Origin of the sequence: Escherichia sp. E2748 (assembly GCF_005781125.1) — a bacterium.
Classification (GTDB): domain Bacteria; phylum Pseudomonadota; class Gammaproteobacteria; order Enterobacterales; family Enterobacteriaceae; genus Escherichia.
Genome location: NZ_VATP01000001.1, coordinates 273512 through 293234, shown reverse-complemented (window position 1 = coordinate 293234; position 19723 = coordinate 273512). Strand labels below are relative to the sequence as shown.

General features: G+C 50.4%; 13 protein-coding genes. 7 read left to right on the top strand and 6 right to left on the bottom strand.

All coding sequences use genetic code 11. The annotated features are described in order from the left end of the window. Nucleotides 1–166: 166 nt before the first annotated feature. The 5 genes from yojI to ompC form a co-directional block, all read right to left on the bottom strand. On the bottom strand, nt 167–1810 hold the full coding sequence (gene yojI, locus FEK42_RS01330) for a microcin J25 efflux ABC transporter YojI (protein ID WP_138211713.1): 1644 nt from the start codon (nt 1808–1810) through the stop codon (nt 167–169). A gap of 75 nt (nt 1811–1885) precedes the next feature. Next, entirely contained in the window at nt 1886–2536 is a 651-nt protein-coding gene (alkB, locus tag FEK42_RS01325) for a DNA oxidative demethylase AlkB (RefSeq protein ID WP_135492803.1), read from the bottom strand. Next, nucleotides 2536–3600: a bifunctional DNA-binding transcriptional regulator/O6-methylguanine-DNA methyltransferase Ada gene (gene ada / locus FEK42_RS01320; RefSeq protein WP_135492804.1), complete on the bottom strand. Its 1065-nt coding sequence runs from the start codon at nt 3598–3600 to the stop codon at nt 2536–2538. The genes alkB and ada overlap by 1 nt, the downstream gene beginning before the upstream one ends. A gap of 73 nt (nt 3601–3673) precedes the next feature. After that, nucleotides 3674–4729 carry an FAD:protein FMN transferase ApbE gene (gene apbE / locus FEK42_RS01315; RefSeq protein ID WP_138211712.1) on the bottom strand — a complete coding sequence of 352 codons (1056 nt, stop codon included), beginning with the start codon at nt 4727–4729 and terminating at the stop codon, nt 3674–3676. 110 nt (nt 4730–4839) lie between these two features. Next, a complete protein-coding gene (ompC, locus tag FEK42_RS01310; RefSeq protein ID WP_135492805.1) occupies nt 4840–5964 on the bottom strand; it encodes a porin OmpC in 1125 nt (374 codons plus the stop codon). 736 nt (nt 5965–6700) lie between these two features. On the opposite strand from ompC, the gene rcsD reads away from it, so the two are divergent. Then, on the top strand, nt 6701–9373 hold the full coding sequence (rcsD, locus tag FEK42_RS01305) for a phosphotransferase RcsD (protein ID WP_135410185.1): 2673 nt from the start codon (nt 6701–6703) through the stop codon (nt 9371–9373). Between the two features lie 16 nt (nt 9374–9389). After that, on the top strand, nt 9390–10040 hold the full coding sequence (rcsB, locus tag FEK42_RS01300) for a response regulator transcription factor RcsB (RefSeq protein WP_042290573.1): 651 nt from the start codon (nt 9390–9392) through the stop codon (nt 10038–10040). A 628-nt stretch (nt 10041–10668) separates the two neighbouring features. Here the strand turns inward: rcsB and rcsC are convergent. Further along, nucleotides 10669–13518 (bottom strand): two-component system sensor histidine kinase RcsC, encoded by a 2850-nt coding sequence (rcsC, locus tag FEK42_RS01295; RefSeq protein ID WP_130260524.1) that lies wholly within the window; start codon nt 13516–13518, stop codon nt 10669–10671. Nucleotides 13519–13686: 168 nt separating this feature from the next. Between rcsC and atoS the strand changes: the two genes are divergently transcribed. The 5 genes from atoS (at nt 13687) to FEK42_RS01270 (ending at nt 19721) form a co-directional block, all read left to right on the top strand. Then, complete coding sequence (atoS, locus tag FEK42_RS01290; protein ID WP_138211711.1) at nt 13687–15513, top strand: two-component system sensor histidine kinase AtoS; 1827 nt, start codon at nt 13687–13689, stop codon at nt 15511–15513. Beyond that, nucleotides 15510–16895: an acetoacetate metabolism transcriptional regulator AtoC gene (gene atoC / locus FEK42_RS01285; RefSeq protein WP_135492828.1), complete on the top strand. Its 1386-nt coding sequence runs from the start codon at nt 15510–15512 to the stop codon at nt 16893–16895. The genes atoS and atoC overlap by 4 nt, the downstream gene beginning before the upstream one ends. A 194-nt stretch (nt 16896–17089) precedes the next feature. Continuing rightward, nucleotides 17090–17752, top strand: a complete 663-nt coding sequence (atoD, locus tag FEK42_RS01280) for an acetate CoA-transferase subunit alpha (RefSeq protein WP_000850521.1) — start codon at nt 17090–17092, stop codon at nt 17750–17752. Then, nucleotides 17752–18402: a 3-oxoacid CoA-transferase subunit B gene (locus tag FEK42_RS01275; RefSeq protein ID WP_130207151.1), complete on the top strand. Its 651-nt coding sequence runs from the start codon at nt 17752–17754 to the stop codon at nt 18400–18402. The genes atoD and FEK42_RS01275 overlap by 1 nt, the downstream gene beginning before the upstream one ends. Further along, nucleotides 18399–19721 (top strand): TIGR00366 family protein, encoded by a 1323-nt coding sequence (locus tag FEK42_RS01270; RefSeq protein ID WP_130207152.1) that lies wholly within the window; start codon nt 18399–18401, stop codon nt 19719–19721. The genes FEK42_RS01275 and FEK42_RS01270 overlap by 4 nt, the downstream gene beginning before the upstream one ends. Nucleotides 19722–19723: the final 2 nt, after the last annotated feature.

Here is a 19723-nt window from a genome sequence, read left to right as displayed (position 1 = left end):
CATCAACGGTAACACTTAAGTAACAACATTTAAATAATGTTTATAAATTATCTTCTAATTTTATAAACATTATAATTTCGTTGATTAATTATAGGGTTATTAGAAACGAAGGGATTTTTAGAATATTGACCTGGCGGCAGCAGTCCGCCAGGTCAGCGTCGAAATATTATGCCGTCCGGGCAACGGCATCACGAGAAGCAGCATCGCGCTCTGCGCCCATCAGCTCGCTAAGTTGCCCGTTGCGCATTTCCAGCAGACGGTCGGCGTGGATAAAGTAATGATCATCATGACTGATGGCGAAAATAGTTTTACCCATCTCCTGCATCAGCGGCAGCAGCACCTGATAAAACTCACGGCGGAAATGTGGATCCTGATCCGCCGCCCATTCATCCAGCAGAATAATATCGCGTTCTTCTGCCAAAGCCAGCAACAGCGCCACGCGTTTTTTCTGCCCTTTCGATAACTTCAGGTTAACAATACGCCCGTTACTTAACTCAAGCTTATGACCCATTTTCAGCTGCGCCAGCCACTTCTCAACCAGTTGCGGGTTAGCAGGTTTACCTTCCGGCCCCAGCAGTTGATCAAATAACCAGACATCGGTAAACACCGCCGAAAACAGTTTGCGATAATCTTCCGGTTTTTCACCGCTGACAGGTTTGCCATCCAGCAAGATTTCGCCGCTTTGTGGCTGATACAACCCAGTCAGCAACATCGCCAGCGTCGATTTTCCACTACCGTTGCCACCAATCAGAAACAGCAGCTCGCCACGTTTGATGGTGAGATTAATCGGCCCAACGGAAAACGCGTTATCCTGATAAGCAAACGTAACATTACGCAGCTCCAGCGTTTGCCAGTTGGGAAACGCCTGCGGGCGCGGAAACTCCGCTTTGAAAGGTGCGAGCGCGAATTTGTTCAGCTTATTAAACGCCACCTGCGCCGTCAGCAGCGTCGGCAATGCGCCAACCGCCGAAAGCAGTGGCGTACGCAGGAATAACAGCGTCAACGAATAGGTCGCGGCAACGTTGGTATCAGCCCAACCCAGGCTATTTGCCATCCAGAATACCAGGCCGATAGCACCCAGCATCATAATGTTCGACCAGTTCACGGCACTTAGATGGAAGGTGTCTGCGCGGATAATATGATGGCGATACTCTTGCGCATCAGGAATGTAGAGGTTGTTAAACACATACTCGGCGCGCTCACGGTTCAGAGTCAGCTCTTTGCGCCCTTCGAGTACAGTTTGAAAATCCGAGTACAGTTTGTCTTCGGTTTCACGCAGAGTCGCCATATGCTTGTACACCCGCGCCACCAGTACAAAACCGCCCCAGATGGTGACTGCCATCCAGATAGCCGTTACCAGCAACATTTTGCCCGATAACATCCACAAATACGCCGCTGAACCGATAGTGAGAATGATCCCCTGCACCAGTTCCGGCAGACGCACAAAAGCAATGGTGATATTGCGTACATCGCTGGTTAACCCCGCCAGCAACGAGGCGCTACCGAGTTGTTCGATACGCTCGACGTGAGTATCCAGAATCCGCTTGATAAATTCGCTACGCAGTCGGTAAACGAAATGATGCCCCAGCGTAGTAAGTGCCAGTTGCGATCCCAGTGTTACCGCCATTAACAGCAGCAATAAACCCAGAAACTCCGGCAACACCAGCAGACTGGTATCCGCCGTTTCGATAAGGCGCTGATTGATAAAAGCAATTAAGCCAATGCCTAATGCCGCACTGGCGAGGCTTAGCGCCATCACACTGATAAATGGCCAGCGATACTGCCGCCAGACAAGTACAAGAAGTTCCATGCAGAAAACCCGGACAATGAATTACAGCCCGCAGTTTAAACATCTCCGCGCACACAGCAATAATAATTCTTATTTTTATTCTTTTTTACCTGCCTGACGGAATGTCAGGTTGTAGCGGCAGTCGGCGGTGAGTGGATGAAACCCCGCTTTGAGCGGTTGAATGCCGTGATAAAACAGCCGTGATTCACCGCCCCACACCACCACATCGCCATGTTCCAGCAACAAACGTTTGAGAGGATCATTTCGTTTCAGGCCGCCAAATTGAAAAATCGCGGGTAAGCCCAGAGAAACAGAAACAATCGGCACGCGCAGATCCGGTTCGTCTTTATCCTGATGCAGCGACAGTTTCGCGCCCGGGGCGTAGCGGTTGACAAGGCAAGCGTCAGGCTGGAAATCTGGATAGCCCGCTGCCGTGGCCGCGCGCCGACATAAATCATAAAAACTTTGCGGCATGGCAGGCCACGGTTGATTTGTTTGCGGATCAATGGGCGAATAGAGATAACCTTGCCGATTGGTCGTCCAGCCCAGATGCCCGCAGTTGGTCATCGCCACCGACATGGTATATCCGCCAGGAGTGACCATCTGGCGAAACGGCGACTGGCTGGCAATGCCACTGATATCGTGCATCAGTTGTTCCGCTACGTTAAAAGCAAAACGGCGCAAAATCACCGCGCCGGAAGCCAGCGATTCGTGCCACGGTTCAGCATCAGCAAACAGATCCAACATTACCTCTCCTCATGTTCAGCTTCGCGGCGCAGCAAGTGCGCTTTGCGCGACACGCCCCAGCGGTAACCAGAAAGTGTGCCATCACCGCGTACTACCCGATGACAAGGGATAATAATAGCTAATCTATTGGCGGCGCAGGCACTGGCTACGGCGCGAACGGCTTTTGGTTTGCCAATCGCGTTCGCCAGTTGCTGGTAACTCACCGTTTCACCACAAGGTATAGTGCGAAGCGCCTGCCAGACTTGTTGCTGAAAAGCGGTGCCGCGAATATCCAGCGGTAACGTCAGCGGCGTATCGCGGTTATTGAGGCTGGCGATAACCTCACGTATATGTTGCTGAAACGTCAGGTCAGCTGGCGCGTTGTCAGCGGCAGGAAACATCTGACGGAGTTCGCTAATCAACGTCCCGTCATCGTCGCCCAGCAGAATCGCGCAAATCCCCCGCTCGCTTTCTGCCACCAGGCAGCGCCCCAGTTCACAATCGGCCAGCGCATAACGCACAGCCAGGTTTTCGCCACCGTGACGAAACTGTTTAGCCGTCATGCCCAACGTTTCGTCAGCTTTGCGGTAGTAACTGCTGCCGTCGGGGAATCCAGCGTTCAGAATCGCCTGGGTGACGCTCTCCCCTTTCGCCAGCGATTCGCGCAAGCGACGAGCACGCCAGGCCTGTTGCCAGGCTTTTGGCGTCATTCCGGTGGTGGCTTTAAATAAACGATGCAGATGGAATGGACTCATCGCCACCTGGTCGGCCAAGGCTTCCAGCGTTACAGGCGTTTCCTGTTCCAGTAGTTGACACGCGTGGGTGATTTTATCCAACCGGTGTTGCTGGGCATTGGCTTTATCAGGTTGGCAGCGTTTGCAGGGGCGAAATCCGGCGACGAGTGCCTCGCTGGCATTTGCGTAGAAGGAGACGTTTTCCCGCAAGGCATGTCTCGCGCGGCAAGACGGACGGCAAAAGATACCCGTGGTGCGCACGGCGAAAACGAATTCGCCGTCGGCATTCGGGTCGCGGGCTAAGACCGATTGCCAGCGTTGATCGTCAGTTAAGCGTGTGGCGTTTTTCATAATCAGCTCCCTGGTTAAGGATAGCCTTTAGTCTGCCCGGTCACCATCACGCAAAAACCAACAATCTTGCGCTTTAATTTTTTTCGCTGATAAGGAAGCTTTTAAACTGCGGCGACATCCAGGTTTTAAAACTATCACCTTCTTTGGTGATCATATAAACCGCCAGCCCTTCCCGGCGAACGACTTCTTTGGCTTTCTCTGGCCCGAGCACCATCAAACCTGTATCCCAGGCGTCAGCTTCCAGTGCCGTCGGAGCAATCACCGTCACGGACACCAGATTATGTTCGATAGGTCGTCCGGTTTGCGGATCGATAACATGGGAAAGGCGTTTGCCGTCCAGTTCGTAATAATTGCGATAGCTGCCGGAGGTACTGATACCGTGACCGTTGATATCCACTACCGCCTGAACCGCGTTTTCTTTATCGGTTGGTTTTTGAATCGCCACTCGCCACGGCTGGCCCTCGCCGTTCATACCGCGGCTGTTCAGCGCCCCGCCCACCGACACCAGGTAGCGAGAAATCCCTTCCTGCTCCATCAAGCGTGCCAAATGATCGGCCGCATAGCCTTCGCCGACGGTCGAAAGATCGACATATAAATCCGGAAGATCTTTTTGCAGGTACTGCTGATGATACTGATTGATGACCGTCAGGTGCTGTAAGCCGGTTTTGGCTTTCATTGCATCAATTTGTCCCTGGCTCGGAATTTGTACCGGTTGTTGTTCCGGACCAAAGCCCCACAGATTCACCAGTGGCCCGACAGTAATATCCATCGCGCCATCGGTCTTTGCGCCAATACGCTGCGAGGTAGTGACGATATCCGCCATCGCTTCATTTACCGGCCACGGAGTCAGGCTTTGCGAGTCGTTAAAGCGCATCAGAGCGGAGTCTTTTTTATAGGTCGAAAGCAGCTGATCGTCAGCGTCCAGCTGGGTCTGAATCTTCTCTTTGAGCTCGGCACTACGTTTGGCGTCAATGCCCGGGATGCTGGCACGCCAGAAGGTTCCCATGGTTTTGCCTTCAAGAACAGTCACTTCAGTAGCGTGGGTGTTGGCGGGTTGTGGTTTTTGATCGCAACCGACAAAGAAGAGCGTGGCAGCCAGCAATGCCACGCGGGTAAAGTTTATTTCCATATGTGATTATCCTCATGCGAACGGTCGCAAGAGTACACCAAAAAAACGCGTTTGTACGCTGAAAACAATGAAAAAAGGGCCCGAAGGCCCTTTGTCGATAGAAATCGAAATTAGAACTGGTAAACCAGACCCAGAGCTACGATGTCATCAGTGTTGATGCCAGCAGCGCGGGTGAACTGGTTGTCGTCCAGCAGGTTGATTTTGTAGTCAACGTAGGTGGACATGTTTTTGTTGAAGTAGTAGGTAGCACCAACATCAACATATTTCAGGATATCTTCGTCGTCGTAGTTACGACCATTGATGACACCCAGGTTTTTACCTTTAGACTGCAGGTATGCTACAGACGGACGCAGACCGAAGTCGAACTGGTACTGAGCAACAGCTTCGAAGTTCTGTGCTTTGTTCGCCCAACCCAAGGAACCTACGCGAGTTGCGTTGTAGGTCTGGGTGTACTGAGCAGCCAGGTAGATGTTGTTAGCGTCGTATTTCAGACCACCAGTGTAGGTTTCAGCACGGTCGCCGTTACCCAAATAACGCTCACCATAACCGTTCAGACCGAAGTTCTGAGCATCAGTACGTTTGGAGCTGGAAACTGCAGCACCGATACCGAAGCCTTCGTAATCATAAGTGATAGAACCGCCGACACCGTCGCCGTTCTGACGCAGAGCGCCACGACCGTTGTTGGTCATGCCTTCGCCGCTTACGCTACCGTTTTTGCCCTGGTACTGAACTGCAAAGTTCAGGCCGTCAACCAGACCGAAGAAGTCGGTGTTACGGTAGGTCGCGAAGCCGTTACCACGCTGCTGCATGAAGTTGTCAGAACCGTAGGTGTCGCCACCGAATTCTGGCAGTACGTCGGTCCAGGAAGTTACGTCGTAAACAACGCCGTAGTTACGACCGTAGTCGAAAGAACCAACGTCCTGGAATTTCAGACCAGCGAATGCCACACGGGTCCAGGAGTTTTCTTTGTTGTCTTCAGAGGTATTGCCCTGGATCTGATATTCCCACTGGCCGTAACCAGTCAGCTGGTCAGTAACCTGAGTTTCGCCTTTGAAACCAAGACGTACATAGGTCTGGTCGCCGTCTTCTGACTTGTTGTCAGAGAAATAGTGCAGGCCGTCTACTTTACCGTACAGATCTAATTTGTTGCCGTCTTTGTTGTAAACTTCAGCAGCATTTGCTGCGCCTGCTACCAGCAGAGCTGGGACCAGGAGGGACAGTACTTTAACTTTCATGTTATTAACCCTCTGTTATATGCCTTTATTTGCTTTTTTATGCCACTGCATACTGATTAACCCTCATTAATCAGTCGGCAGGTCCATTCTCCCCAAAAATGCAGAATAATCCAACACGAATATGATACTAAAACTTTTAAGATGTTTCAAATATCCACATAGGTATTTCAAAATGTAAATATGATGGAACTTTTTCAAATTCTAATGGTTGAGCAAATAACGCACTAAACATCAAGTAAGATTATTTCGACCTTTAAAACAATAACTTAATCTTAAGTCTTTGACCGCACTGAATGTTAAAACAAATTCTTCACTCGCAACTAAAATATCTCTCGCTATCATCATTAACTTTATTTATTACCGTCATTCATTTCTGAATGTCTGTTTACCCCTATTTCGGCCGGATGCATCGCATCCGGTTTTTTTTACCCTTCTTTACACATCTTTTATTTTCCTGTGCTACCATAGCAAAATTATAACAATCGTTAACTATTTCGTAAAAAACGACAACAATTACCGACAAAATCTATCTGCACTATTTTCCTGATAATTTTCTTCATGCCTGTGGGTTATTTGTACATTAACAACGCATTTGTACATTTATTTACCGCAGCGCAAAATGTGAAATATCGTCGGCTAATGCCTTAACATCAATCAGGTAAGAGTCTGGAATTTCACACTGTACCCTTTATACTGCCCTATCACTTTGCGAAGTTTTAACAGGTCATAAACACGAATGCGTCAGAAAGAGACAACGGCCACGACCCGCTTTTCACTCCTACCGGGGAGCATTACCCGCTTCTTTTTACTGCTGATCATCGTGTTACTGGTGACGATGGGTGTAATGGTACAAAGCGCCGTTAACGCCTGGCTGAAAGATAAAAGCTACCAGATCGTTGATATTACCCATGCCATACAAAAGCGCGTCGATACATGGCGTTATGTGACCTGGCAAATCTACGACAACATTGCCGCGACGGCCTCTACCTCCTCCAGCGAAGGGTTGCAGGAGACGCGCCTGAAACAGGATGTCTATTATCTGGAAAAACCGCGCCGCAAAACAGAAGCCCTGATCTTTGGTTCTCACGACAACTCAACGCTTGAAATGACCCAAAGAATGTCCACTTATCTGGACACATTATGGGGCGCAGAGAATGTTCCCTGGTCGATGTACTATCTGAACGGTCAGGATAACAGCCTGGTTTTGATCTCCACCCTACCGCTCAAAGATCTCACCTCGGGATTTAAAGAGTCGACCGTCAGTGACATTGTTGATTCTCGTCGCGCAGAGATGTTGCAACAGGCCAACGCCCTGGATGAACGCGAAAGTTTTTCTAACCTGCGCCGCCTGGCCTGGCAGAACGGACATTATTTTACCCTGCGCACCACCTTTAACCAGCCGGGGCATCTGGCGACGGTAGTCGCTTTTGATCTGCCTATTAATGATTTGATCCCGCCGGGGATGCCGCTGGATAGTTTCCGTCTGGAGCCAGACGCGACAGCTGCGGGAACCAATAATAATGAGAAAGAAGCGACGGATAGCGTCAGTATCCACTTTAATAGTTCGAAGATTGAAATCTCTTCGGCGCTAAACTCCACGGATATGCGTCTGGTCTGGCAGGTTCCTTATGGCACATTGCTGCTGGATACGTTGCAAAACATTCTCCTGCCGCTGCTGCTGAACATCGGTTTGCTGGCGCTGGCGCTGTTTGGCTATACCACCTTCCGCCATTTCTCTGGCCGCACCACCGAAAGCGTACCCAGCACGGCAGTGAACAATGAACTGCGCGTTTTGCGGGCCATCAATGAAGAGATCGTGTCACTGCTGCCGCTCGGCCTGCTGGTTCACGATCAGGAATCAAATCGCACAGTAATAAGTAACAAAATTGCCGATCACCTGCTGCCGCATTTGAATCTGCAAAACATCACCACTATGGCAGAGCAGCATCAGGGCATCATTCAGGCGACGATCAATAACGAACTGTATGAGATCCGTATGTTCCGCAGCCAGGTCGCGCCGCGTACACAAATCTTCATTATTCGCGATCAAGATCGAGAAGTACTGGTGAACAAGAAACTCAAGCAGGCGCAGCGTCTGTACGAGAAAAATCAGCAAGGCCGGATGGCCTTTATGAAAAATATTGGCGATGCACTAAAAGAACCTGCTCGCTCCCTGGCGGCAAGCGCAGCCAAACTCAACACACCGGAAAGCAAACAACTGGCGAATCAGGCTGATGTGCTGGTGCGCCTGGTCGATGAAATCCAGTTAGCAAATATGCTTGCCGACGATAGCTGGAAAAGCGAGAGCGAGCTTTTCTCCGTGCAGGATTTAATTGATGAAGTCGTGCCTTCCGTGTTGCCAGCCATCAAGCGTAAAGGTTTGCAGCTATTGATTAACAATCATCTAAAAGCACACGATATGCGCTGCGGCGATCGCGATGCCCTACGCCGTATTTTGCTGTTACTGATGCAATATGCTGTCACCTCAACGCAAATGGGGAAAATTACCCTTGAGGTTGACCAGGACGAATCTTCCGAAGAACGTCTGACTTTCCGCATTCTGGACACCGGAGATGGCATAAGTATTCATGAAATGGATAATTTGCACTTCCCGTTCATCAACCAGACCCAAAGCGATCGTTACGGCAAGGCGGATCCGTTAGCATTCTGGTTGAGCGATCAACTGGCGCGCAAGCTAGGCGGTCATTTAAACATCAAAACGCGCGACGAGCTTGGTACACGTTATTCCGTGCATATCAAAATGCCCACTGCGGAACCGGAAGTAGAAGAGGAAGAAGAGCGTTTACTGGATGATGTTAGCGTGATGATGGACATAACTTCCGCAGAAATTCGGAATATTGTCACTCGCCAGTTAGAAAATTGGGGGGCAACCTGCATCACACCGGATGAAAGATTAATTAGTCAAGATTATGATATCTTTTTAACGGATAATCCGTCTAATCTTACTGCCTCTGGCTTGCTTTTAAGCGATGATGAGTCTGGCGTACGGGAAATTGGACCTGGTCAATTGTGCGTCAACTTCAATATGAGCAACGCTATGCAGGAAGCGGTCTTACAATTGATCGAAGTGCAACTAGCGCAGGAAGAGGTGACTGAATCGCCTCTGGGCGGAGATGAAAATGCACAACTCCATGCCAGCGGCTATTATGCGCTCTTTGTAGACACAGTACCGGATGATGTTAAGAGGCTATATACTGAGGCAGCAACCAGTGACTTTGCTGCGTTAGCCCAAACGGCTCATCGTCTGAAAGGCGTGTTTGCCATGCTTAATCTGGTACCCGGCAAGCAGTTATGTGAAACGCTGGAACATCTTATTCGCGAGAAGGATGTCCCAGGAATAGAAAAATACATCAGCGACATTGACAGCTATGTCAAGAGCTTGCTGTAGCAAGGTAGCCTATTACATGAACAATATGAACGTAATTATTGCTGATGACCATCCGATAGTCTTGTTCGGTATTCGCAAATCACTTGAGCAAATCGAGTGGGTGAATGTTGTCGGCGAATTTGAGGACTCTACAGCACTGATCAATAACCTGCCGAAGCTGGATGCGCATGTTTTGATTACCGATCTCTCCATGCCTGGCGATAAATACGGCGATGGCATTACCTTAATCAAGTACATCAAGCGCCACTTCCCAAGTCTGTCGATTATTGTTCTGACCATGAACAACAACCCGGCTATTCTTAGCGCGGTACTGGACCTGGATATCGAAGGGATCGTTCTGAAACAAGGTGCGCCGACCGACCTGCCGAAAGCGCTCGCCGCGCTACAGAAAGGTAAGAAATTTACTCCGGAAAGCGTTTCTCGGCTGTTAGAGAAAATCAGTGCTGGCGGTTACGGTGACAAGCGCCTCTCACCAAAAGAGAGTGAAGTTCTGCGCCTGTTTGCCGAAGGCTTCCTGGTTACCGAGATTGCTAAAAAGCTGAACCGAAGCATTAAAACCATCAGTAGCCAGAAAAAATCCGCAATGATGAAGCTGGGTGTCGAGAACGATATCGCTCTGTTGAATTATCTCTCTTCTGTGACGTTAAGTCCGGCGGATAAAGAGTAATTTCCCGCATTCCCGATAAACTCCGATTACCGGATGCAGCGTAAACACCTTATCCGGCCTACAAATCCCATTATTTCAATGGATTACGATAATGTAGGCCAGATAAGACGCGCCAGCGCCGCATCTGGCATTTGCTCCGATTGCCGGATGCGGCGTAAACGCCTTATCCGGCCTACGAATTCCATTATTTCAATGGATTACGATAATGTAGGCCAGATAAGACGCGCCAGCGTCGCATCTGGCATTTGCTCCGATTGCCGGATGCGGCGTAAACGCCTTATCCGGCCTACAAATTCCATTATTTCAATGGATTTCGATAATGTAGGCCAGATAAGACGCGTCAGCGTCGCATCTGGCATTTGCTCCGATTGCCGGATGCAGCGTAAACGCCTTATCCGACCTACGAATTCCATTATTTCAATGGATTACGATAATGTAGACCAGATAAGACGCGCCAGCGCCGCATCTGGCATTTGCTCCGATTGCCGGATGCGGCGTAAACGCCTTATCCGGCCTACAAATTCCATTATTTCAATGGATTTCGATAATGTAGGCCAGATAAGACGCGTCAGCGTCGCATCTGGCATTTGCACCGATTACCGGATGCGGCGTAAACGGCTTATCCGGCTTACGATTCTCGCGCTTTCCTGACCCTCTCGGCATACATCGTCAGCGTCTGTTTTATAACATCCAACGTCACTGGCTTAGACAGACAGCTATCCATACCAGACTCCAGACACCGCTGTTTCTCTTCAGCCAACGCATTGGCCGTTACCCCTATTACCGGCAACGTCAGTCCCAGCTGGCGGATACGTTGCGTTAACCGATAGCCATCCATATTCGGCATGTTGACATCACTTAACACGATATCAATGTGATTCTTACTAAGAACATTAAGCGCATCAACACCATCATTCGCCGTCTTACACTGATAGCCTAACGATCCAAGCTGATCGGCCAACAGACGACGGTTAATTGGATGATCGTCCACGACCAGAATCATCATATCGTCGTTATTGCTGACCACTTTGTCGGTCGACGGCAGAGAGTTAGCAGGATCGTCGCTCTCCATTTCTATCAGATAGATGCGCGCCAGCAATGTCGGTAGCTCGTGCGGAGCTGCCACACTGTGTACCCATTCACCAGGCGCTTTCTCAAGAGGGATACCGATATGGCGACGACAGAAAGTCACAACCGCCCTGCCCTGCCATTTTTTACTCATCACATCATCGGTGATCAACACATCTTCGGAAGTCGGCTCCTGCCCTTCGTATGTAGCAACGACTATGCCGCTACGCTGCAAACTGGTTTCAAGGAACTGACAGAGCGACGCATTGCGTACCGCCAGCCAGCAACGTTTACCCGTTAATCCTTCGACACCTTTTTTCTGCGGATACTGAGCGCCATACAGTGGAATACGCACCGCAAACTGGCTGCCCATTCCCGGTTCAGAATCCACCGAGATGTCACCGTCCATCATGCTGATCAGTTTTTCACAAATCGCCAGCCCCAGACCAGTACCCTGGAAGTTACGCTGTACGCCCGTCCCTACCTGGAAGAATGGATCAAATAACCGCACCACTTCTTTAGCTGGAATGCCCACCCCGGTATCGCGAACGCGAATAGAAAGATAATCACCATCAACGCGAACATGCAGAACAATGCAGCCGGTATCGGTAAATTTAATAGCATTACTCAACAGGTTGGAGATCACCTGCTGCAAGCGCATTGGGTCGCCATTGAGCGCCATCGGTACATCTGGCTCAATAAAACAGTACAAACCAAGTTGCTTGCGTACCACCAGCGGCAAATAGTTGGCGGTGATGTGGTTCATGACTTCGCGCGGTGAAAACTCGCGAGGTTCGATTTTCAACTGTTCCGATTCAATCTTCGAGAAATCGAGAATGTCGCTAATAATTTTCAATAACAGGCTGGAAGAGTTATTCATTGCCGTCACCAGACGGTCGACACCTTTTGGTAACTCTTTGGTTTGTAATAGATCCAGGTTGCCGATAATGCCATACAGCGGCGTTCGCAGTTCGTGACTGACGGTAGCAAGGAACATCGATTTTGACTGGCTCGCCTGTTCTGCTGCCTGCGCCATTTCTTGCAGCGACTCTTCCATCTTCACACGTGAAGACACATCTACCAGTACGCAAATTGCCACGTTTTCATTACGATAGCGCGAATGAACAAAGCTGATTTGCAGGTTGGTATTGTTACTGGTAAGGACATCGACAAAATTGACCTGCTGGCCACAAATAATTTGCGTCAGCCGTTGGCGATCCTCATGCGTAAGCATGTTGAGATAGGTATGCGCCAGTTCGTTACTCAAAATATTAACGCCATCGACAGTTCGCAAAATGCAGATCCCCACAGGCGCTGAGGCGACTATCTTGCGGTTAAACTGCTCATGCTCTTCCAGTCGCTGGGCGTCACTTTCCGCCGGAATAAAAATACGTCGCTCATACATCCGTGCGAGGGTAAACAATGCAGCACCCGCAATCACGTTCAGCAAAATCGCGTTAAGTATCAACATGCGAATACGTTCCAGCACCTGATCAACAGGCACGGAATAGACAATACTTAGCGAAGACGGCGGTAGATTTTTTTTCAGCACCAGCTCACGGAAACCTGGCGTATAGCCAAACCAGGATCGCTCCTGCATCCAACGCGGTTCGGCTTTAATCTTACTTTCCGGTCCGGTCAGCGAAATCAGGGTATGGCCATTTTCATCAAGAATGGTGACACCCATCGGCAACGTCCCCGGCAGGAAGAAGTTCTCCATCCGAATTGTCTGTTCTACGCCTAAAAGCGCTTGCAAACGGTTTGCCAGATAAACCGGCGTCAGCGCGTAGAAATATCCCACCCCAGGACGCGGCCCTTCACTGATCCAGAAAAGGTTACTGCCACTGTCATCCTGTGGCGCGTTACGATATTTGTTAATGCGTTCATGCAGGGCTTTCAGAGCGGTGTCACGTTCGACGGGCATATCACGCAGGCCAAAGTTAGCCATACAGAGGTTATCGCTGCCGATTAAAAACACGCGGTTGAGATCGTAAGCCGCAGAGAAGTTATCGCGCCAGTAGCGCATAAACCACGCCAGTGACTCCAGGGAGCCTCGCCAGGTATTGCTCATTGCGGAACAATCGGAATCAGCAAACAGCGGTTCGAAAACCGGCACATCTGCTTGCGTTTCACGCCCACGCGGAGAAAGCACGCCGTTTTCCACGGATAAGCGATTTTCAGCAATGTACTTCAGCTCTTTCATGACATCAGAGGTGCGCTGAATAAACCGCTGGGCCTGATCGGAGCTCAGATTAAATTCCTGACGAATCTCAGATTCTCGTTGATGTAAAGCGTTGACGATGTAAAACACTGATGAAAAAGCAATCAACAGCCAGATCAATAACGCCAGCGCTCTAAACATGTAGCGCGAGACTTTCAGGGTTGTGCGAAAAGAAGCAAGGTATTTCAAAGGGGCGAAGCTCCGCCTCAGGTGACCGATGGAGTGTGGTTAAGGTAGCGGTAAAAGCGTGCCACCGCAATGTTCTGTCTTCTCTGGAATATGATACACCGCCGAGAAATCATTACCTTAACCCCTGATAATCGTCGTTTGCCTGAAAAACCAACCCGGATACCCAGCATGCACTCTCTGAAGTGGTTGTACCCACGTCGTCTGCGCAACCAGCTCATTATGATGGCAATCCTGATGGTCATCATTCCGACGCTATCTATTGGTTATATCGTAGAAACTGAGGGTCGGTCAGCGGTCTTATCTGAAAAAGAGAAAAAATTAGCGGCAGTTGTGCAGTTGCTGAACGCCGCACTGGAAGAACGCTTTGCGCTTTACCAACATCTGCCTCGTGAGGCACGCATCCAGGCACTGAATCATGAGTTGGCTCCCATCACTGAACGTATTACCCGAGCATTTCCCGGTGTCGGGGCTGGCTATTACCACAAAGGACTGGATGCAATTATCACTTATGCCCCGTCGGCACTCTATCAAAGCAATGTAGGTATTAGCATCACCCCGGATCATCCCGGCAATATCGTTATGCAAACCAACACGCCACAACTCTTTTCCGGCAGGCAAGTCCGCGGCGATATTATGAATTCCATGATCCCAATAGAACGCCAGGGCATCGTGCTTGGTTATATATGGGCGAATGAATTAACGGAGGATATTCGTCGTCAGGCATGGAAAATGGACGTGCGGATAATCATTGTCCTTTCTGCCGGGCTGCTGATTAGTCTGCTGTTGATTGTGCTTTTTTCCCGTCGTTTAAGCGCCAACATCGATATCATCACCGCGGGTCTGTCGACGCTAGCGCAGAATAATCCTACACAATTGCCACCGCTACCTGGCGAACTAGGGCAAATCAGCCGTTGTGTGAATAACCTTGCCGATGCGCTTCGTGAATCGAAAACACTCAATGACCTGATTATTGAAAATGCCGCCGATGCCGTGATTGCCATTGACCGACAAGGCGATGTGATCACCATGAATCCCGCAGCGGAAGCCATTACCGGATACAAACGTCACGAGCTGGTAGGCCAGCCTTACGCCACGCTATTTGCCAACACCCATTTTTATAGCCCTGTCCTCGATACGCTGGCGCACGGCATTGAACATATGGCACTGGAAATCAGCTATCCCGGACGCGACCGAACCATTGAAATCAGCGCCACCACCAGCCGAATCCATGACGGACATGGCCAAATGATTGGCGCTTTAGTGATTTTTTCCGATCTGACGGCGCGTAAAGAGGGCCAGCGGCGACTGGCGCAGACGGAAAGACTCGCCACCCTGGGGGAACTGATGGCGGGCGTAGCCCATGAAGTGCGCAATCCTCTCACCGCCATCCGGGGTTACGTGCAAATCATTCGCCAACAGACTCCCCAGTCAGAGCACAAGGAATATCTCTCAATTGTGCTGAATGAGATTGATTCCATTAATAAAGTTATTCAGCAGCTTTTGGATTTTTCCCGTCCGCGTAAAAGCCAGTGGCAACAAGTGTATCTCAATGCCTTGATCGAAGAGACGCTGATTCTTGCCCAAACCTCCGGCGTACAGGCACGAATCGACTTTATTACAGAGCTTGATCCTTCACTCACTGCGATCGTGGCAGATCGAGAACTACTCAAGCAGGTAATCCTGAATATGTTGATCAATGCCGTGCAAGCTATCACCGCGCGCGGGGAAATCCGCATTCGCACGTGGATGTATATGGCTAACCAGCAGGCGATCACGATTGAAGACAACGGCTGCGGCATCGACCTGTCACTACAGAGAAAAATCTTTGATCCCTTCTTTACCACCAAAGCGTCCGGTACGGGACTTGGCCTCGCCCTAAGCCAACGAATTATTAATGCGCATCAGGGCGATATACGCGTCGCCAGCCTCCCCGGCTGTGGTGCCACATTTACCCTTATCTTACCGATTGATCCGCAGGAAAATTTGCCCTTATGAATGCTGTTTACCGAATCCTGATTGTCGACGACGAAGAGAATGTGCGTCGTATGTTGTCCACCGCATTTTCTTTGCAGGGTTATGACACTCACTGCGCCAGTAATGGACAAGAAGCCTTGCCTCTGTTCACCCGTGTGCAGCCGGACGTAGTGCTGATGGATATCCGGATGCCGGAAATGGATGGCATCAGCGCGTTAAAAGCGATGCGTGGTCACAACCCTCGTACGCCCGTTGTCCTGATGACCGCGTATGCGGAGGTCGAAACGGCGGTGGAAGCCTTACGCAGCGGTGCGTTTGATTACGTAATCAAACCGTTTGATCTGGATGAACTGAACCTGGTCGTGCAGCGCGCATTACAGCTGCAGTCAATGAAGAAAGAGATTCGCCAGCTACATCAAGCGCTAAGCGCCAGTTGGCAGTGGGGCCACATATTAACCAACAGCCCGGCCATGAAGGAAATCTGCAAGGATACGGCAAAAATCGCCCTCTCCCAGGCCAGCGTATTAGTCAGCGGCGAAAGTGGTACGGGTAAAGAGCTGATCGCCCGGGCGATCCATTACAACTCCCGACGCGCCAATGGGCCATTTATTAAAATTAATTGTGCCGCGCTACCAGAATCCCTGCTTGAAAGCGAACTTTTTGGTCATGAAAAGGGCGCATTTACTGGTGCACAAGCGCTACGTCAGGGGCTTTTTGAGCGTGCCGACAGCGGAACGTTATTCCTGGATGAAATAGGTGAAATGCCATTGGTATTGCAGGCCAAATTATTGCGTATTTTACAGGAAAGGGAATTTGAACGGATTGGTGGTCATCAAACCATCAAAGTCGATATTCGCATTATTGCCGCTACCAATCGTGACCTGGACGCAATGGTAAAAGAAGGGACTTTCCGTGAAGATCTCTTTTATCGCCTTAACGTAATTCATTTAATATTGCCGCCGCTTCGCGAGAGACGTGAAGACATTTCCCTGTTAGCCAACCATTTTCTGCAAAAATTCAGTAGCGAAAACCAGCGCGATATTATCGAAATAGACCCCAGCGCGATGTCGTTGCTCGCCAGCTGGTCGTGGCCAGGCAATATCCGAGAGCTTTCCAACGTCATTGAACGCGCCGTGGTAATGAACTCAGGACCGGTGATTTTTGCAGAAGATCTACCACCACAATTTCGCCAGTCTGTAAGCCTGAATAGCGATGCGAAGAGCACTCCAGTTGGCGAACGCAATCTCAAAGAAGAGATTAAGCGTGAAGAGAAACGGATCATTATTGAAGTGCTGGAGCAACAGGAGGGAAACCGTACCCGCACCGCACTGATGCTCGGTATCAGTCGCCGCGCGTTAATGTACAAACTGCAAGAATACGGTATTGATCCAGCTGGTACGTAAGACAAAAACTGCTATGCAGAAATTTGCACAGTGCGCAAATTTCTGCATAGCAGTGTATTACCTCCTACCCTCCTTATTTTTTTAATTCCCTTTTTTTCAATACATTAGAAATCGACATCGAATAACTTCATTCTGGCACTCCCCTTGCTATGCCTTCTGTGTACCCACAACGGTGTATTCAAGAGGGATAAAAAATGAAAACAAAATTGATGAGCATAGAGGACGCCGCCAGCTTCTTTCGCGATGGCATGACCATTATGGTTGGTGGTTTTATGGGAATTGGCACGCCTCCCCGCCTCGTTGAGGCATTACTGGAGTCCGGTGTCAGGGATCTGACATTAATCGCCAATGACACGGCATTTATTGATACTGGTACTGGCCCGCTGATCGTCAACGGTCGGGTCAGCAAAGTCATCGCTTCACATATCGGCACCAACCCGGAAACCGGACGGCGTATGATTTCTGGCGAAATGGAGGTCGTTCTCGTACCGCAAGGTACGTTGATTGAGCAAATTCGCTGTGGCGGTGCTGGACTTGGTGGTTTTCTCACCCCAACCGGTGTCGGCACCGTCGTCGAAGAAGGCAAACAAACGCTCACCCTCGATGGCAAAACCTGGTTGCTTGAACGTCCATTGCGGGCAGACCTGGCGTTGATCCGCGCCCACCGTTGCGACGCACTCGGAAACCTCACCTACCAACTCAGCGCCCGCAACTTTAACCCCCTGATTGCTCTCGCAGCAGACATCACGCTGGTGGAACCCGACGAACTGGTCGACACCGGCGAATTGCAACCTGACCACATTGTCACCCCCGGTGCCGTTATCGACCACATCATCATTCCGCAGGAGAGCAAATAATGGACGCAAAACAACGTATTGCGCGCCGCGTGGCGCAGGAACTTTGTGATGGTGACATCGTTAACTTAGGGATCGGTTTACCCACAATGGTCGCCAACTATTTGCCGGAGGGTATTCATATTACTCTGCAATCGGAAAACGGCTTCCTCGGTTTAGGCCCAGTCACAACAGCGCATCCAGATCTGGTTAACGCAGGCGGACAACCGTGTGGCGTTTTACCCGGCGCAGCGATGTTCGACAGCGCGATGTCATTTGCGCTGATTCGTGGTGGTCATATTGATGCCTGTGTACTCGGTGGCTTACAGGTCGATGAACAAGGCAATCTCGCCAACTGGGTCGTGCCAGGAAAAATGGTACCTGGTATGGGTGGTGCGATGGATCTGGTGACCGGATCGCGCAAAGTGATCATTGCCATGGAACATTGCGCCAAAGATGGTTCAGCAAAAATTTTACGTCAATGCACCATGCCGCTAACCGCCCTTCACGCAGTTCATATACTGGTGACAGAACTGGCGGTGTTCCGCTTTATCGATGGCAAGATGTGGCTCACTGAAATTGCCGAAGGTTGTGATTTAGAAACTGTGCGTGCCAAAACTGAAGCGCAGTTCGCCGTCGCTGATGATCTTTTGCTCCCACAGGGGGCGCTATGATCGGTCGCATCTCGCGTTTTATGACGCGCTTTGTCAGTCGCTGGCTTCCCGATCCCCTGATCTTCGCCATGCTACTGACATTAATCACCTTTGCAGTAGCACTCTGGCTAACGCCACAAACTCCAGTCAGCATGGTGAAGCTCTGGGGCGACGGCTTCTGGAATCTGCTGGCATTCGGGATGCAGATGGCGCTCATCATCGTGACCGGACATGCACTCGCCAGTTCTGGTCCGGTGAAAAGTTTGTTACGTACTGCGGCGTCAGCAGCCAAAACGCCTACCCAAGGGGTCATGCTGGTCACCTTTTTTGGTTCCGTCGCCTGCGTAATCAACTGGGGATTCGGTCTGGTGGTTGGCGCAATGTTTGCTCGCGAAGTTGCACGTCGGGTACCAGGCTCCGACTATCCGTTGTTGATCGCTTGCGCCTACATCGGCTTTCTCACCTGGGGCGGTGGTTTTTCCGGCTCAATGCCGCTACTGGCAGCAACACCGGGGAATCCCGTTGAGCATGTCGCCGGGTTAATTCCGGTCAGCGATACCCTGTTTACTGGCTACAACATCTTTATCACCCTGGCCCTGATTGTGGTGATGCCGTTTATCACCCGCATGATGACGCCTAAGCCTTCCGACGTGGTGAGTATCGATCCGAAGCTGTTGTTGGAAGAAGCGGATTTCCAGAAGAAGCTCCCTGCAGACGCCCCACCTTCAGAGAAACTGGAAGAAAGTCGCATCCTGGCGTTGATTATTGGTGCTCTGGGCATTGCTTATCTGGTGCTGTACTTCTCCGAGAAGGGATTCAACATCACCATCAACACCGTCAACCTGATGTTTATGATTGCCGGTCTGTTGTTGCATAAAACGCCGATGGCCTATATGCGGGCGGTAAGTGCGGCTGCGCGCAGTACCGCCGGGATTCTGGTGCAATTCCCCTTCTATGCTGGGATCCAGTTAATGATGGAACACTCCGGCCTCGGTGGCCTGATCACCGAATTTTTCATCAATGTCGCCAACAAAGATACCTTCCCGCTGATGACCTTTTTTAGCTCTGCGCTAATTAACTTCGCCGTGCCTTCTGGCGGTGGACACTGGGTTATTCAGGGGCCATTCGTCCTTCCTGCCGCGCAGGCGTTAGGGGCCGATCTGGGTAAATCAGTCATGGCGATTGCTTACGGTGAACAGTGGATGAACATGGCACAACCGTTCTGGGCGCTACCTGCACTGGCAATAGCCGGGCTCGGTGTCCGAGACATCATGGGCTATTGCATCACCGCCCTGCTCTTTTCCGGCGTCATTTTCGTCATTGGTTTAACGCTGTTCTGACG

Coding starts and splice junctions, on each gene's coding strand:
- ada (WP_135492804.1), bottom strand. CDS start 3,600: ATGAAAAACGCCACACGCTTAACTGACGATCAACGCTGGCAATCGGTC.
- apbE (WP_138211712.1), bottom strand. CDS start 4,729: ATGGAAATAAACTTTACCCGCGTGGCATTGCTGGCTGCCACGCTCTTC.
- atoC (WP_135492828.1), top strand. CDS start 15,510: ATGAATGCTGTTTACCGAATCCTGATTGTCGACGACGAAGAGAATGTG.
- atoS (WP_138211711.1), top strand. CDS start 13,687: ATGCACTCTCTGAAGTGGTTGTACCCACGTCGTCTGCGCAACCAGCTC.
- rcsB (WP_042290573.1), top strand. CDS start 9,390: ATGAACAATATGAACGTAATTATTGCTGATGACCATCCGATAGTCTTG.
- FEK42_RS01275 (WP_130207151.1), top strand. CDS start 17,752: ATGGACGCAAAACAACGTATTGCGCGCCGCGTGGCGCAGGAACTTTGT.
- ompC (WP_135492805.1), bottom strand. CDS start 5,964: ATGAAAGTTAAAGTACTGTCCCTCCTGGTCCCAGCTCTGCTGGTAGCA.
- yojI (WP_138211713.1), bottom strand. CDS start 1,810: ATGGAACTTCTTGTACTTGTCTGGCGGCAGTATCGCTGGCCATTTATC.
- alkB (WP_135492803.1), bottom strand. CDS start 2,536: ATGTTGGATCTGTTTGCTGATGCTGAACCGTGGCACGAATCGCTGGCT.
- FEK42_RS01270 (WP_130207152.1), top strand. CDS start 18,399: ATGATCGGTCGCATCTCGCGTTTTATGACGCGCTTTGTCAGTCGCTGG.
- atoD (WP_000850521.1), top strand. CDS start 17,090: ATGAAAACAAAATTGATGAGCATAGAGGACGCCGCCAGCTTCTTTCGC.
- rcsD (WP_135410185.1), top strand. CDS start 6,701: ATGCGTCAGAAAGAGACAACGGCCACGACCCGCTTTTCACTCCTACCG.